The 13,553-nt window shown below is 73.6% G+C and carries 13 protein-coding genes and 1 tRNA gene; 4 read left to right on the plus strand and 10 right to left on the minus strand.

All coding sequences use genetic code 11. The features are described 5' to 3' along the window. Positions 1-179 precede the first annotated feature (179 nt). Together ABLM29_RS18625 and ABLM29_RS18630 are read right to left on the minus strand one after the other, a co-directional pair. Positions 180-620 (minus strand): SRPBCC family protein, encoded by a 441-nt coding sequence (locus tag ABLM29_RS18625; protein WP_349716016.1) that lies wholly within the window; start codon positions 618-620, stop codon positions 180-182. Between the two features lie 15 nt (positions 621-635). Next, positions 636-1,832, minus strand: a complete 1,197-nt coding sequence (locus tag ABLM29_RS18630; protein WP_349716018.1) for an oxygenase MpaB family protein — start codon at positions 1,830-1,832, stop codon at positions 636-638. A gap of 137 nt (positions 1,833-1,969) precedes the next feature. Here ABLM29_RS18630 and ABLM29_RS18635 point away from each other — a divergent pair, with 137 nt between their 5' ends. Then, the gene (locus ABLM29_RS18635) at positions 1,970-2,881 is read left to right on the plus strand and encodes an NAD(P)H-binding protein (protein ID WP_349716020.1); all 912 of its coding nucleotides are present in this window, start codon (positions 1,970-1,972) and stop codon (positions 2,879-2,881) included. Positions 2,882-2,893: 12 nt separating this feature from the next. On the opposite strand, the gene ABLM29_RS18640 is transcribed toward ABLM29_RS18635, so the two are convergent. Next, positions 2,894-3,589: a CPBP family intramembrane glutamic endopeptidase gene (locus ABLM29_RS18640; protein WP_349716021.1), complete on the minus strand. Its 696-nt coding sequence runs from the start codon at positions 3,587-3,589 to the stop codon at positions 2,894-2,896. A 183-nt stretch (positions 3,590-3,772) separates the two neighbouring features. Here ABLM29_RS18640 and ABLM29_RS18645 point away from each other — a divergent pair, with 183 nt between their 5' ends. Then, on the plus strand, positions 3,773-4,480 hold the full coding sequence (locus ABLM29_RS18645) for a DUF4352 domain-containing protein (RefSeq protein WP_349716023.1): 708 nt from the start codon (positions 3,773-3,775) through the stop codon (positions 4,478-4,480). Between the two features lie 74 nt (positions 4,481-4,554). On the opposite strand, the gene ABLM29_RS18650 is transcribed toward ABLM29_RS18645, so the two are convergent. Then, positions 4,555-4,941 carry a winged helix-turn-helix transcriptional regulator gene (locus ABLM29_RS18650; RefSeq protein WP_349716024.1) on the minus strand — a complete coding sequence of 129 codons (387 nt, stop codon included), beginning with the start codon at positions 4,939-4,941 and terminating at the stop codon, positions 4,555-4,557. Between the two features lie 92 nt (positions 4,942-5,033). Between ABLM29_RS18650 and ABLM29_RS18655 the strand changes: the two genes are divergently transcribed. Next, positions 5,034-5,648 (plus strand): malonic semialdehyde reductase, encoded by a 615-nt coding sequence (locus tag ABLM29_RS18655; RefSeq protein ID WP_349716026.1) that lies wholly within the window; start codon positions 5,034-5,036, stop codon positions 5,646-5,648. Between the two features lie 34 nt (positions 5,649-5,682). Here ABLM29_RS18655 and ABLM29_RS18660 read toward each other — a convergent pair whose 3' ends face one another. The 6 genes from ABLM29_RS18660 to cysS all read right to left on the minus strand — a co-directional run bounded on the left by ABLM29_RS18660 (position 5,683) and on the right by cysS (position 11,969). After that, on the minus strand, positions 5,683-6,999 hold the full coding sequence (locus ABLM29_RS18660) for a cation:proton antiporter (RefSeq protein ID WP_349716028.1): 1,317 nt from the start codon (positions 6,997-6,999) through the stop codon (positions 5,683-5,685). 43 nt (positions 7,000-7,042) lie between these two features. Further along, a tRNA-Gln gene (locus ABLM29_RS18665) sits at positions 7,043-7,121 on the minus strand. A 133-nt stretch (positions 7,122-7,254) separates the two neighbouring features. Then, entirely contained in the window at positions 7,255-7,824 is a 570-nt protein-coding gene (locus tag ABLM29_RS18670; protein WP_349716029.1) for a cysteine hydrolase family protein, read from the minus strand. Between the two features lie 78 nt (positions 7,825-7,902). Continuing rightward, positions 7,903-9,501: a metallophosphoesterase gene (locus ABLM29_RS18675; protein ID WP_349716031.1), complete on the minus strand. Its 1,599-nt coding sequence runs from the start codon at positions 9,499-9,501 to the stop codon at positions 7,903-7,905. A 95-nt stretch (positions 9,502-9,596) separates the two neighbouring features. Then, complete coding sequence (rlmB, locus tag ABLM29_RS18680) at positions 9,597-10,562, minus strand: 23S rRNA (guanosine(2251)-2'-O)-methyltransferase RlmB (RefSeq protein WP_349716033.1); 966 nt, start codon at positions 10,560-10,562, stop codon at positions 9,597-9,599. Positions 10,563-10,565: 3 nt separating this feature from the next. Further along, entirely contained in the window at positions 10,566-11,969 is a 1,404-nt protein-coding gene (gene cysS, locus ABLM29_RS18685) for a cysteine--tRNA ligase (protein ID WP_349716034.1), read from the minus strand. A 183-nt stretch (positions 11,970-12,152) separates the two neighbouring features. On the opposite strand from cysS, the gene ABLM29_RS18690 reads away from it, so the two are divergent. Further along, positions 12,153-13,418, plus strand: a complete 1,266-nt coding sequence (locus ABLM29_RS18690) for a C39 family peptidase (protein ID WP_349716035.1) — start codon at positions 12,153-12,155, stop codon at positions 13,416-13,418. Positions 13,419-13,553 lie beyond the last annotated feature (135 nt).

The raw sequence follows: 13,553 nt of genomic DNA on the forward strand, positions 1-13,553 counted from the left end.
GCCCGGGGCGGCGCCGCGTCCGCCGGCGCCACGGCCCCGCAGGCGACCGCCGTGGTCGCCGCCAGTGCGGTCAGCGCGGCCGCGATCCCGCGCGCCGAGTACGCCATGTGTGCCTCCTCCGAGTCGGGGCCCTCCCGGAGAGACAACGCCAGAATGTGGCGGACGTCACGTTCTCGGCGTCAGAGCGCCTCCACGTTGCGCGCCAGGTGCTCGCTCGTGTGCCGGACGGCGACCCCGATGAACGGCTTCACCGCCGCGGCCATCGCCCGCCCCGCCGGGCCGCCCGGCAGCGCGTAACTGATCCACGCCTCGACCCGGCAGCGGTCGTCGCCGAGGTCGGTGAAGGTCCAGCGCTGGGTGTTCTGGATCCCCTCGACCGAGGTGATCTCGATGTAGCGGTCCTTCTCCCACGCGGTGCACTCCAGCCGGGAGGTCAGGGAGATCCCGACCTTCATCACCCCCTCGTAGGTGGCGCCGACGCCGCTCAGCTGGTCGGTGACGGGTTCGATCCGGTGCAGGCCGTAGAGCCACTCCTTGGTGCGGGTGAAGTCGTCGACGTAGGAGAAGACGACGCCCACCGGAGCGTCGATCTCCAGGCTGTGCTCGACGACACTGGCCACCGCTGCCCGGCCCGCTCAGTCGGCGTGGCCGACGGCGCCCGGCACCGCGTCCACCAGGTCGTGGGCCATGCCGTGCTCGCGGCGCAGCCGGGCCAGCTCGCGGTCGCGCGCCAGGTAGCCACGGGAGGTGACCTCCTCCCGGCCGAACAGCCGCAGGCGGGCCTGGTCGGCGAGCGCCAGGCCCGGCCGGAGCGCGCGCACGACGTGCTTCGCGCCGCCGTCCGGGATCGCCAGCGAGTCCGCCGCCTCGTCGCCGAGGAAGACCCGCGACATCCCGTACATCAGCCGCCGGGCGACGTTCTGGCGCAGCCGCTCCGGCCCGACCAGCAGGGTCGCCAGCTGCGGCGCCAGGTAGTCCTCGGTGAGCGCCCGGACGAAGTCGCGGCTGTAGTCGTCGGGGCCGGGAGAGGTCAGGTGGTAGAGCTCCTCGATCGCGACCTGGTCGGCCTCGGAGGCCGGGTTGAGGGCCTCCCCGACGCCGATCACGTGCCCGACGTAGCGCCACAGGTGGTAGATGTCCTCGAGCTCGTCCGGGCGCAGCCGCACCCCGAGCTGCGCCATCGCCGCCAGCGAGATGTGGCCGAACTCGGCGAGGGTGAACGCCATGTAGGGCTGCGGCACCGGCACCCCCCACGCCTCGAGGTCCCACTCGGCGTGGGCGTTGACGTGGCGACGGACGTGCGCGTGGATCAGGCGCACCCGGACCGTGTGCGCGAACCCGCGCCCGCCGATCTCCATCCCGCCGGGCCGGACGACCTCCGAGAGCCACTCCCCGACCTCGATCGACCGGACGGCCGGCTGGTGGCCGTAGCGGCCGGTGAGCAGCAGCGGCTTGGCGGCGATCCAGTTGTCCGCTCCGGCCAGCAACGAGGCGGCCCCGAGCACCAGGCCCCACTGGGCGCTGTAGCGGACCAGCACGTCCGCGGCCCGGTCCAGCCGCTCCCGCTCGAGCCACCCGGGCTCGGTGGTGATCTGGTGCAGCAGCGCGATGGCCGAGTCCGGCGGATCCACGACCGCCGACGCGCTCTTCTCCACGATGGCGCGCACCGCGCGCAGCGAGGCGCCCCGCTCGGTCGGGTCGTCGACGACCGCGTCGGCCAGCGGGTCCGCCTGCCACATCCCCGCCAGCCAGGCGCGGCCGACGTCGCCGTACCGCTCGACCGCCAGGTCGGCGTTCGGCAGCGCGGTGGGGGCCTGGGACCGGACCGACATCGGAGCGACTCCTGCTCGGGCACGAACAGCGGGACTGTGACAGTGAGGATGACACGCACACCCACACGACGTCACCGAAAGGATTCAACCCCGGCGCCGCGGGCCCCGGTGCGGGGCCTCCGCCTACGGTGGGGGCCATGGAAGCCGCGACGGTCCTGGTGACCGGTGCCACCGGGTTCGTCGGACGCCGCCTGACGGCCGCCCTGACCGACGCCGGCGTCACCGTCCGGGCGATGACCCGCCGCCCCGACGAGTACGACGGCCCCGGCACCGCCGTCGCCGGCGACGTCGGCGACCCGGAGTCGCTGGCGACGGCGCTGGCCGGCGTGGACGTCGCCGTCTACCTCGTGCACTCCCTGGACCAGGCCGACTTCGAGGCCCGCGACGCCGAGGCGGCGCGCAACTTCGCGCGAGCCGCCGCCGACGCGGGGGTGCGCCAGATCGTCTACCTGGGCGGCCTCGGCGCCGACGACACGGACCTCTCCCCGCACCTGCGCTCGCGCCGGGAGGTCGAGTCGCTGCTCGGCTCGGCCGGCGTCCCGGTGACGGTGCTGCGGGCCGCCATCGTGGTCGGTCACGGCGGTATCTCGTGGGAGCTGACCCGACAGCTCGTGAAGAACCTGCCGGCGATGGTGGTGCCGAAGTGGACCGAGACCCGCACGCAGCCGATCGCGCTGGACGACGTGGTGCGCTACCTCGTCGGGGTGATCGGCGACGAGCGGACCTTCGACCAGGTGTACGAGATCGGCGGGCCCGAGGCGATGACCTACCTGGACATGCTGCGCGTGGCCTCCGAGGTGGCGTCGGGGCGGTCGGTGCCGATCATCTCGGTCCCCGTGCTGACGCCGCGCCTGTCGTCGTACTGGTTGGCGCTGGTGACCGACGTCGACGTGACCACCGGGCGCAACCTGATCGAGTCGATGGGCACCGAGGTGGTCGTCGAGGACGGCCACCGGATCCGGGATGTCGTGCCCGGCGACCCGCTGCCCTATGCCGAGGCGGTGCGCCGCGCGCTGGCCGAGCGGCTGGCGGAGGGGCTGGGCGTCTGAGGGTCCGGCCGGTCAGCCGAAGAGGTAGGGCAGCACGAAGAGCATCGCCACCGACCACGTGCAGTGGGTCAGGATCGGCGCCAGGATGCCGCCCGAGGCCCGCCGCTGCAGGCCGACCAGTACGCCGAGCAGCACGGCCGCGAACGCCAGCATCACGTTGCCGGTGGCCAGCGTCGCGACGACGTACGCCACGCTGGTCCAGACCACCGGGTGCCGGGTGACGGCGGCGTACAGCGCCCCGCGGAAGAACAGCTCCTCGGCGATCCCGTTGGCCACGGTGATCAGCAGGAGCAGCGGCAGCGACCCCTCGTCGGCGAAGTCCAGCACCGCGCTCACCTGACGGTCCAGCCAGGGGATCTCGCGGACGACCAGCCCACCGACGAGGAAGAGCGCGGCCAGCGCCAGCCCGACCAGCACGGGCGCGACCACGGGCCGGATCAGGTGGTCGCCGTCGCGGGGGTGGGCGATCCGCCCCAGGTGCAGCGGCCCGGAGGCGAAGGCGCCGACCGTCCAGACCACCGCCACGGACAGCGTCGCGGGGTAGAACCACACGCTGCCCGGCTCGATCCGCAGGCTGACCCCGAGCATCGCGGCGCCGAGGACGATCGTGACCAGCGCGACGACCTGGCGCCGGCGCAGCACGGGCGCGGAGTCACGATGGTCGCGCGGCACCCGGTCGAACAGGGAGCGTCGGAACCATCGCTGCACCCTGCCAGCCTCTCACCACCCCGGTCGGCGCCGCGGCGAACCTCCGCAGGATCGACCTCGGGAGGCCCTCGCGAATCCTGAGGGATCCCCGACAACTTCACCCTTCCGCAAGATCCCAGTCTCAGGTCCCGGCCGTCCGCACTGTTGACCAGTTCCACCGATTCACTTGGAAGTTGAGGGTCCATGACCGATCAGTACACGCCTGCTCCGCAGCCGACCGACTACAAGGACGCGAAGGCGCAGGCCAAGGCCGCGAAGGCGTACGCCAAGGCCCAGCGCCCCTGGTTCAAGAAGAAGCGCTTCATCATCCCGATCGCGCTGGTCGTGCTGATCGTGATCGTCCAGGCGACCGGTGGCGGCGACGCCGATTCCGAGCCCGACAACTCCTCTCAGGCCTCCGGGGACAACGGCGGCTCGACCGCCGGCAAGGCCAAGGACAGCGAAACCCAGGCCAAGGCCGAGGAGAAGGCCGAGGAGAAGGCCGACGTCGGCACCACGGCCAATCCGGCCCCGCGCGGCACCGCCGTCGCCAACGAGAGCGCGAAGTACCGGGTCGACGACGTTTCCGTCCGGGACTCGCTCGGCCAGTTCGCCGACGCTCCGGCCGGTGCATACGTGGTCGTCTCGCTGACGGTTCAGAACGTCAAGGACGAGAGCATCCAGATCTCCAGCCTCGACTTCACCCTTCAGGTGAACGGCACCGAGATCGACGCATCTGACGACGCGATCTTCCTCGATGACGCGTTCGCCTACGAGGACCTCAGCCCGGGGCTCAAGAAGTCCGGCGTCGTCGTCTTCGACGTCGCCCCCAAGCACGCCGGCACGGGCGTGCTCAAGGCGCAGGCCGCACTGAGCCTCGACGAGGCGGTCTATCTCAACTTGGAGAAGTGACGGACTGCGCGCCAGCAAAGCGACGAAAGGCCCCTGCGATCCATCGCGGGGGCCTTTCGCGCACCCGCCGCGTCTCAGCGCCCGCAGATCGTCTCGTCGAGGTTCTCCCGTGCCCAGTCGCCGAGCGCGTGGAGCGCGGGCAGCAGCGCGTGGCCGGCGTCGGTGAGCGCGTAGGCGACGGCGACCGGGGGCCCGGGATCCACCGTGCGCTGGACGAGGCCGGCGCCGGTCAGCTCGGCGAGGCGGTCGGAGAGCACCGAGTCGCTGATGCCGAGGACCCGCTTGAGCTCGGCGAAGCCGGCCGGCCCGCCGCCGAGGACGCTGATCAGCATCCCGTTCCACCGCTTGCCGAGGAACTGGAAGGCGCGGGAGAGAGCGCCGTCGCAGGCGCGGACACCTGGCCCGTGCGCGGCACCACCGCCGACCGCGGGGTCGGCCGCGGCGTGGGTGCGGGGCGTCATGTGACGAGGATACCTTCGCTCCGGACTTGACTGCTACTTCTTGTTTCGAAGTACCATCGAATTGACAAGCAGCCACGTCTTCAGGAGCAGCAATGACCCTCACCGCGCTCGAGACCCTCGACGACACCGCCCGTGCCCTCCTCTTCACCGAGGCGCGCACCGCGAACTCGTTCGCCGACCGCCCCGTCACCGACGACGAGCTGCACGGCATCTGGGAGCTGACCCGCTTCGCCCCCACCATGGCCAACAGCCAGCCGCTGCGCGTCCTCTTCGTGCGCACCGACGAGGGCAAGGCCCGCCTGCTTCCCCACATCGCCGAGGGCAGCAACCGGAACAAGGCGCAGGCCGCGCCGGTCGTCGCCGTCCTCGCCTACGACGCCGACTTCCACGAGCAGTTCCGGGTCACCTTCCCCGACCGCGCCGAGATGTTCGTGAAGAGCTTCGGCGCCATGCCGGCCGAGGCCCGCGAGCCGATCTCCAAGTACAGCGCCGCGCTGGCCACCGGGCAGTTCTTCCTCGCCGTGCGGGCCCACGGCCTCGCCGCCGGCCCGATGGCGGGCTTCGACACGGCCGGCATCGACGCCGAGTTCTTCGCCGGCACGCCGTGGAAGTCGCACCTGGTCGTCAACATCGGCCACCCGGGCACGGACGCCTGGTTCCCGCGCCTGCCCCGCGTCGACGTCGCCGACGCGGTGCGCTGGGCCTGAGCCACCCCGGAGGTCGTGCCCGGCGATCAGCGGCTCAGCGCCGGTCGCCCGGCACGACCAACCGCTGCGGCCGGGCATTGGGGGCTGGTCCCCCCTCCGCGACCTCGGCCGCCCCTGCCGCCTCGGCGGCCTCGGCGGCCGGCGGGGCGAACCGCCGGGCGACCGGGCCGGCGCTGAGGCCGTGCAGGACCACGCTGAGCAGCACCGTGAGCGCGATCGCGGCGAGCGCCCACCCGGCCATCGGGTGCGCGGACTCGGCCAGCGTCTCCACGGCCAGGAGCGCGAACACCACCGAGGCCAGGCCGCGCGGGCCGAACCAGCCGAGGAACAGCACGTCGCGCCGGGGCAGCCCGGCGCCGACCAGCGCGATCGCGACCGGCGCCATGCGGAGCAGGGTCAGCGCCAGCACCGCGAAGAGCACCGCCGCGGCGTCGATGTTGGCGGCGATGATCGGCACCAGCCCGGCGCCGAAGAGGAACCACACCACCAGGGCGAGCAACTCGCCGCCAAGCTCGGGGAGCACCACCAGGCCCTCCTCGTCGGCCGCGTCCCTCGCGGCGACCCCGCTGAAGGCCACCCCGGCGACGAACGCCGCGATGAAGCCGTTCCCCTCGGCGGCCAGGGCCGAGGAGTAGGCGACGACCGCGAGCGCGAGGACGGCCAGCCGCCGAGCGCTCGACGAGGTCCAGCCGCGGCGCGTCGCCCGGTCCGTCGCCCAAGCGCCGCCCGCGCCGACGACGAGACCGGCGAGCACGCCGACGCCGAGGTCTCGCAGGGCGTCGACCACGGCCACCGACTCCGCTGACTCCGTGACGCCGAGCGCCGCAGCGCTCCCCGCGAGCGCCATGGCCACCACGGGCGTGGCGATGCCGTCGTTGAGGCCGCTCTCGACGTTGAGGGAGCGCCGCAGCCGCAGCGGGACCCGCTCGTCGGTGATCACCGCGGCGCTCAGCGCGGCGTCGGTCGGGGCGAGGGCGGCCCCGACGAAGAGCGCCAGCACCCACGGCAGGTCGGTGACCACCGCGACCGCCGCGGCCGTTCCGGCGATCATCGCCAGGGGGAGGCCGATCCCCAGCAGGCGAGCCGGGACGGCCGCCGAGTGGCGCAGCTGGGTCGCGTCGATCCGGGAGGCGTCGGCGAAGAGCAGCAGCGCGAGCGTGACCTCGGCGACGAACCGCGCGGACTCGGTCGCGACGTCGACCCGCATCGGCCCCCAGTCCGGGTTGCCCAGCAGGTAGCCGGCCGCCACGAAGACCATCGGACCGGTGACGTTGTGGCGCGACAGGGCACCGGAGAGCAGCGCCCACCCGGCAACGAGCGCGGCGAGCGTCGTGATCGCGAGGGATGTCACCCGCGCCCACCCCCGATCGCAGCGTCGCCCGTGTGCGGACCTGCTCCCCGGGTAGGAGTCGAACCTACGTCGCTTGTCCTGATTCAAAGTCAGGCGGGCCCTGCCGGCAGACCAACCGGGGATCGGCGTTAACCGGCCACCAGCGTACGGGCGCGCGGGCCCGCCGTGGTCCGCGGGGCTCGGGTCGTGTGCCTGTGGCACCCGCATGGCGGGGTGTGGGACACACGACCCACCTCCCGCGTGGCGGCCGGAGCGTCAGGCCCCGGCGCCGACCGGCGCCAGCACCACCTCGGAGGCGGGCACGACGGTCGCGACCCGGCCCGGCGCCTTCTGCTGGGACCAGTACATGTTCGTGTGCGCCACGACCTCCTCCGGGGCGGGCGCGCCGTACTCCCGGAGGTCCTCGGTGGTGTGCGCGTCCGCCACCAGGGTCACGTCGTAGCCGCGCACCAGGGCTCCGTGCAGCGTCGATCGCACGCAGAAGTCGCTCTGCGCCCCGGTCACCAGCACGTGCCCGACGCCCAGCCCGGCGAGCACGTCCTCCAGCCCCGTGTCCTCGAACGAGTCGCCGTACCGCTTGTGCACGATCGGCTCGGTCGCCGCGCGGACGAGCTCCGGCACGTACGCCCACCCGTCCGTGCCCGCCACCAGGTGGTCGCTGGAGTGCTGCACCCAGACCACCGGCGTGCCGGCATCGCGGGCGCGGTCGACGAGGCGGCCGATCGCGGCGACCACCTCGTCCCGGCGCGGCGCGCCCGCCACCACGTCGTTCTGGACGTCGATGACCAGCAGCGCGGTCTCGGGACGGTCGGCGAAAGCGCTCATGCGTGCCTCCTCGTGGGGTTCCTGTCCCTCCCCACGCTAGGCGCGAGCACCGACACCCCAGGCCGGCCGCGGCGCCGCCTACTCCCCGCCCGCGGCTCCGCCCGGGTCCTTCTTCCCGCCGCCGGCGCCAGCACCGGCACCACCCCCGGCGTCGCCCCCGCGTCGACCGTCCTCGACGTCGGCGGCCGCCCCGGGCTCCAGGGCGGCCCACTCCCCCACGTCGTAGCGCCCGTTCGTCTGCAGCGTGACCCCCTGGACGCCGACCGGGCGCCCGTCGCGGTAGGTGACCAGCGCGACGCCCGCGGCCCGCCGCAGCTTCGACCCCAGCGCGACGGCGTACGCCGCACCGCCGGTCGTGCCGGAGGTGAAGGTGTAGCCCGTGCTGCCGTTCTCCCCGACCACCTCGGTCGGCCCGTCCTCGACGTGGGTGTGCCCGGCGACCACCAGGTCGGCGCAGCCGCGGTCCAGCGCGGCGCTGGCCAGGTTGGCGTCGTGGACGATGATCGTGGAGATCCGGTCGCCCTCCTCGTCGGCCGCGCAGGCGGCGTCGGCCAGCCGCTCCTCGACCTCGCTGAAGCTCAGCCCGGTCTCGTCGCGCCAGTCCCCGAACCCGCTGGAGCGGGGGTCGTCGACGCCGAGCAGGCGGCTGCCGCCGGGGCCGTCGATCACCTCGCCGTCGAGGTAGGTCCAGCCGAGCTCCTCCATGTACTCGCGGACGAAGGAGCCGTTGTCGTGGTTGCCGGCGACGGCCCAACGCCCCCAGTCGTCGAACGCCGCGGAGACCGAGTCCAGGGAGAACGCCTCCCAGGCCTCCCCGCTGGAGGTGTCGTCGCCGAGGTCGTAGACGGCGGTGGCCCCGCCGCTCTCGCCGATGGCGCGCGCCACGGCGTCCATGCCGACGTTGTCGTGCCGGTCGGTGACCAGCAGCACCACCGTCTCGCCCTCCTCGGGGACGCGGAGCTCCAGGCCCTGGGCGTCCTCGGCCGCCTGGGCGTAGAACGCCTCGCCGCGGCGGTAGCTGCTGACCAGGCTGGACACGATCCGGCGCGTGGACCGCGTGACCCCCTCGGCCAGCACCTCGACGTCCGCGGCCTCGGCCGGCAGGCTCACGTCGGGCCCGAGGAACTCCTGCAGGCTCTGCCACTCCTCGGGCGGCCGGGTCGGGCCGCTGCCCCAGTGCCAGGGCTGCGCCAGGCCGACGCCCACCAGGACCAGCGCCAGGCTGGTCGCGATCCCGCCTCGGCTGAGCATGTGCCGGTAGAGCCGGCGTCGCCGGGACCGTCCCACCGCGGCCCACGCCATCAGCGGCAGCACCGCGAGCGCGGCGCCGCGGACGGCGGCGTCCACGGCCATCTCCTCGAGCGCGCCGCGCACCTTCGCCACCTGGCCGTCGGGGTTGCTGGCGATCGTGGCGTAGCGCTGGGTCAGCGCCTCGACGTCGGCGACGTCGGTCTTGCCGAGCAGGATCTCGACCCCGATCGGCGCGCCGGAGGCGATCCGCACGTCCGGGAGCACCGGGCCGGTGCGCACCACGACCTCGCCGGTCAGGTCCGGCTTCAGGTCCGCCTCGTGGCTGGCCACGTCGACGGTCCGGTGGGACGTCGTGAACAGGAGCAGGCCGAGCGCGACCGTCAGCACCAGCCAGGAGGCGAGGTAGCCCGCAGCGCGCAGCAGCACCCGCCCGCGCACCCGCTCCCGCAACGGCGGGCGGGCGTGCCCGCCCCCACCTTCCGGCGTCGGCTGGAAGGTCGTATCGGGAACGGGATCGCCGGTCAGGCCCGGGCCTCCGCGACGGCGTACAGCACGACCGAGGCGGCGACACCGGCGTTCAGGGACTCCAGCGAGCTCGTCATCGGGATCGAGACGAGGCGGTCGCAGGTCTCGGCGACCAGCCGGGACAGCCCGTCGCCCTCGGAGCCGACCACGACCACCAGCGGGCCCCCGGCCAGGTCGGGGTCCTCGACGAGCTCGCGCAGCGACAGGTCGCCGTCGGCGGCGAGGCCGACCACGAAGCAGCCGGACTCCTGGTAGGCCTTCAGCTGGCGGGTCAGGTTGACCGTCTGCGCGACCGGGATCCGGGCCGCGGCGCCGGCCGAGGTCTTCCACGCCGACGCCGTCATCGAGGCCGCGCGGCGCTCGGGGATCACCACACCGTGCGCGCCGAAGCCGGCCGCGGAGCGGACGATCGCGCCGAGGTTGCGCGGGTCGGTGACCTGGTCGAGCACCACGATCAGCGGCTTGTCGCCCTGGGAGCGCGCCGCGTCGAGGAGGTCGTCGGGGTGCGCGTACTCGTACGGCGGCACCTTGGCCGCCAGACCCTGGTGCACGGCCGCACTCGTGATCCGGTCGAGCTCGCGGCGGCTGATCTCCATCAGGCCGACGCCCATGTCGGCGCAGAGCCTGAAGACCTCCTTGAGCCGGCCGTCGCGCTCCGCCCCCTCGGCGACGTAGACGCCGCTGACCGGCACGCCCTCGCGCAGCGCCTCCAGCACCGGGTTGCGCCCGACGATCATCTCGGCGTCGCCGCTGGTGCGCCGGCGCGGACCCGGCTTGCGGGCGCCGCCCGGGCCGCCGTCCTTGGCGTTCTTCGCCTTGTGCGCCTTGTGGTAGGGCCGGTCCTCGGCACGCGGGGTGGGGCCCTTGCCCTCCAGACCGCGCCGGACCTGGCCGCCGGAGCCAGCCGCCGGCTTCTTGTTCGTCTTGCGAATCGCGCCCTTGCGCGAGGAGTTACCAGCCATCAGTCAGTCAACCGTCCACTTGGGTCCGTCAGGGGTGTCGGTGACCTCGATGCCGGCCACCTTGATCCGGTCCCGGATCGCGTCCGCCCGCGCCCAGTCCTTGTCGGCGCGCGCGGCCGCGCGCTCCTCGAGCAGCCCGCGCACGAGCGCGTCCACCGCGGCGCTCAGCTTCTCGTCAGCGCCGCCTCCGCCACCGGCGGCGGTCCAGGCGGGGTCGGCCGGGTCGAGGCCGAGCACGTCCAGCATGGTGCGCACCGCGGTCGCCACGGCCGTGGCGTCCTCGCCGGCGGCCAGCCGGCGGTTGCCCTCGCGGACGGTGTCGTGCAGGACGGCGGTGGCGGCCGCCGTACCGAGGTCGTCGTCCATCGCCGCGACGAACGCCGCGGGGAGTGCCGCCGGGTCGACCGCGCTCTCGCCCGCGCGCTCGAGGAAGTTCTCGACCCGCGCGAACGCGATCGCGGCCTCCTCCAGCGCCTCGAAGCTGAACTCGACGTGGGAGCGGTAGTGCGCCGCGACCAGGTAATAGCGCAGCTCGATGCCGCGGAAGCGCTGCAGCACCGCGGGGATGGTCAGCGAGTTGCCGAGCGACTTGGACATCTTCTCGCCGGCGGTGGTGATCCACGCGTTGTGCATCCAGTACGCCGCGAAGGGCCGCCCCGCGGCGCGCGACTGCGCCTGCTCGTTCTCGTGGTGCGGGAAGCGCAGGTCGACGCCGCCGCCGTGGATGTCGAAGGCGTCGCCGAGGTACTTGCCGGCCATCGCGGAGCACTCGATGTGCCACCCGGGTCGGCCGGGGCCCCACGGGCTGGGCCACGAGGCGGTCTCGGGCTCGGACTCCTTGCGGCCCTTCCACAGCGCGAAGTCGCGGGGGTCGCGCTTGCCGCGCGGGTCCGCGTCGCCGGCGGGCTCCATGTCGTCGACGCCCTGCCGCGTCAGCGACCCGTATTCGCCCCACGAGCGCACGTCGAAGTAGACGTCGCCGGAGCCGTCTCCGGCCGGGTAGGCGTGACCGCGCGCGATCAGGTCCTCGATCAGCACGATCATCTCCGGGACGTGCCCGGTGGCCAGCGGCTCGTACGTCGGCGGCGCGACGTTGAGCGAGTCGTAGGCCTTCGACAGCTCCCTGTGCATGGTCGCGGCGAGGTTGTACCAGGGGCGCCCCTGCTCGGCGGACTTCGCCAGGATCTTGTCGTCGATGTCGGTGACGTTGCGGATGAAGGTGACCGCGAAGCCCTTCGCGCGCAGCCAGCGCTGCAGCACGTCGAAGTTCACGCCGGAGCGGACGTGCCCGACGTGCGGCTCGCTCTGCACAGTGAGGCCGCAGACGTAGAGACCCACTTCGCCCTCGCGGAGCGGCACGAAGTCACGGACTTCGCGGGTCGAGGAGTCATACAGCCTGAGGGTCACGTGCTCAGTCTAGGGATCGGGCGGGGAGGCGCTGGCATCCACGACGCGGCGGCGACCCCGCGGCGTCGAGGCGCGGCGGCGCGGGGGTGTCGCGGGGGTGTCGCGGGTCGGGACGGTCCCGGACTCGCGTGACGCCGCGCGCCTTGTGCGATAGGAGTGACTGGAGTGACCTAACGTGAGTCCATGCGCCGCCTGCTGGGACCGATCCTGCTCACCCTCGGCCTGACCGCGTCCGCGACCCTGGTCGGCTGCTCGGTCGACGACACCCCGCGCGGCGCGATCGCCGCGGCCGCCGCCAGCGCCCGAAAGATCGACCTGACCCGCTTCGACACCGCTGCCGAGTGGCAGTCCGGCAACGGTGCCGGCACCGCCGTCGACGACGGCCGGCTCGTCCTCGACGCCCCCATCGGCACCCGCTCCGCCAACGGCCGCACCTACGACCTGGCCCGGTGGACCTCCCCGTGGGTCGCGCCCGGCTTCTCCTACACCGAGCTGATCGCCTCGTGGTCCGCGAAGACGCCGAAGAACAGCTGGATCGAGGTCCAGGTCCGCGGTCGCTCCGGCGCCGACGGCGGCCGGCGCACCACCTGGGACGTCCTCGGCCGGTGGGCCGCCGGCGACCAGCACGTGCAGCGGTCCACCGAGTCCGGGCAGAGCGACGACGGCACCAGCGTCGCCGTCGACACCTGGCGGACCACCGGGCTGCCGTCGTACCAGCTGCGGGTGGTGCTGCTGCGCCGCACCGGCAGCGGCGCCCGCCCGTCGCTGGACCTGGTCACCGCGATGTCCTCGCAGCTGCCCAGCAGCGCCGGCGCCACCTCCAAGCCCGGCGTCGCGCGCGGCATCGTGCTGCCGGTGCCGCGCTACTCCCAGATGGTGCACACCGGGCACTACCCGGCGTGGGGCGGTGGCGGCGAGGCGTGGTGCTCGCCGACCTCCACCTCGATGGTGCTCGGGTACTACAACGCGCTGCCGAAGCCGAAGCGGTACCGCTGGGTGCCGTCGGGCCACACCGACCCGTGGGTCGACTACGCCGCCCGGATGACGTTCGACCACGCCTACGACGGCACCGGGAACTGGCCGTTCAACACCGCGTACGCCGCGCCGCGGGCCGGGAAGGCGTTCGTCACCCGGCTCCGCTCGCTGCGGGAGGCCGAGCGGTTCATCGCCGCCGGCATCCCGCTGGTGGTCTCCGTGGCGTTCGGCGCCGGCGAGCTCAGCGGCGCCCCGATCTCGGCCTCCAACGGCCACCTGCTCGTGATCGCCGGGTTCCGCAAGGGCGGCCGCGTCGTCGTCAACGACCCGGCCTCCTCGACCCGCAAGGGCGTGCGCCGCTCGTACCGCCGCGACGAGTTCGAGAAGGTCTGGCTCGAGGCGTCGGGCGGGCTGGCCTACGTGATCCACGACGACGCGCACCCGCTGCCGAGCGGCACCCACACCAACTGGTAGCCGAACCGGGGCTTGGGGCAGCCCGAACCGGGGCTCAGGGCGGTGCACGGCCCATGCTGCGGCCCCGGTGCCTGTTCGGCGCGCCCCGAGTGCCTGTTCGGCGCGCCCCGACCGCCTGTTCGGCCCGCCCCGACC

Origin of the sequence: Nocardioides sp. YIM 152588 (genome assembly GCF_040191335.1) — a bacterium.
Taxonomy (GTDB): Bacteria; Actinomycetota; Actinomycetes; order Propionibacteriales; family Nocardioidaceae; genus Nocardioides.

What these genes read in the sequence shown, in the direction of transcription:
- ABLM29_RS18655 (WP_349716026.1), top strand. Translation starts at nt 5,034, where the DNA reads ATGACCCTCACCGCGCTCGAGACCCTCGACGACACCGCCCGTGCCCTC.
- ABLM29_RS18635 (WP_349716020.1), top strand. Translation starts at nt 1,970, where the DNA reads ATGGAAGCCGCGACGGTCCTGGTGACCGGTGCCACCGGGTTCGTCGGA.
- ABLM29_RS18650 (WP_349716024.1), bottom strand. Translation starts at nt 4,941, where the DNA reads ATGACGCCCCGCACCCACGCCGCGGCCGACCCCGCGGTCGGCGGTGGT.
- ABLM29_RS18670 (WP_349716029.1), bottom strand. Translation starts at nt 7,824, where the DNA reads ATGAGCGCTTTCGCCGACCGTCCCGAGACCGCGCTGCTGGTCATCGAC.
- rlmB (WP_349716033.1), bottom strand. Translation starts at nt 10,562, where the DNA reads ATGGCTGGTAACTCCTCGCGCAAGGGCGCGATTCGCAAGACGAACAAG.
- ABLM29_RS18630 (WP_349716018.1), bottom strand. Translation starts at nt 1,832, where the DNA reads ATGTCGGTCCGGTCCCAGGCCCCCACCGCGCTGCCGAACGCCGACCTG.
- ABLM29_RS18645 (WP_349716023.1), top strand. Translation starts at nt 3,773, where the DNA reads ATGACCGATCAGTACACGCCTGCTCCGCAGCCGACCGACTACAAGGAC.
- ABLM29_RS18690 (WP_349716035.1), top strand. Translation starts at nt 12,153, where the DNA reads ATGCGCCGCCTGCTGGGACCGATCCTGCTCACCCTCGGCCTGACCGCG.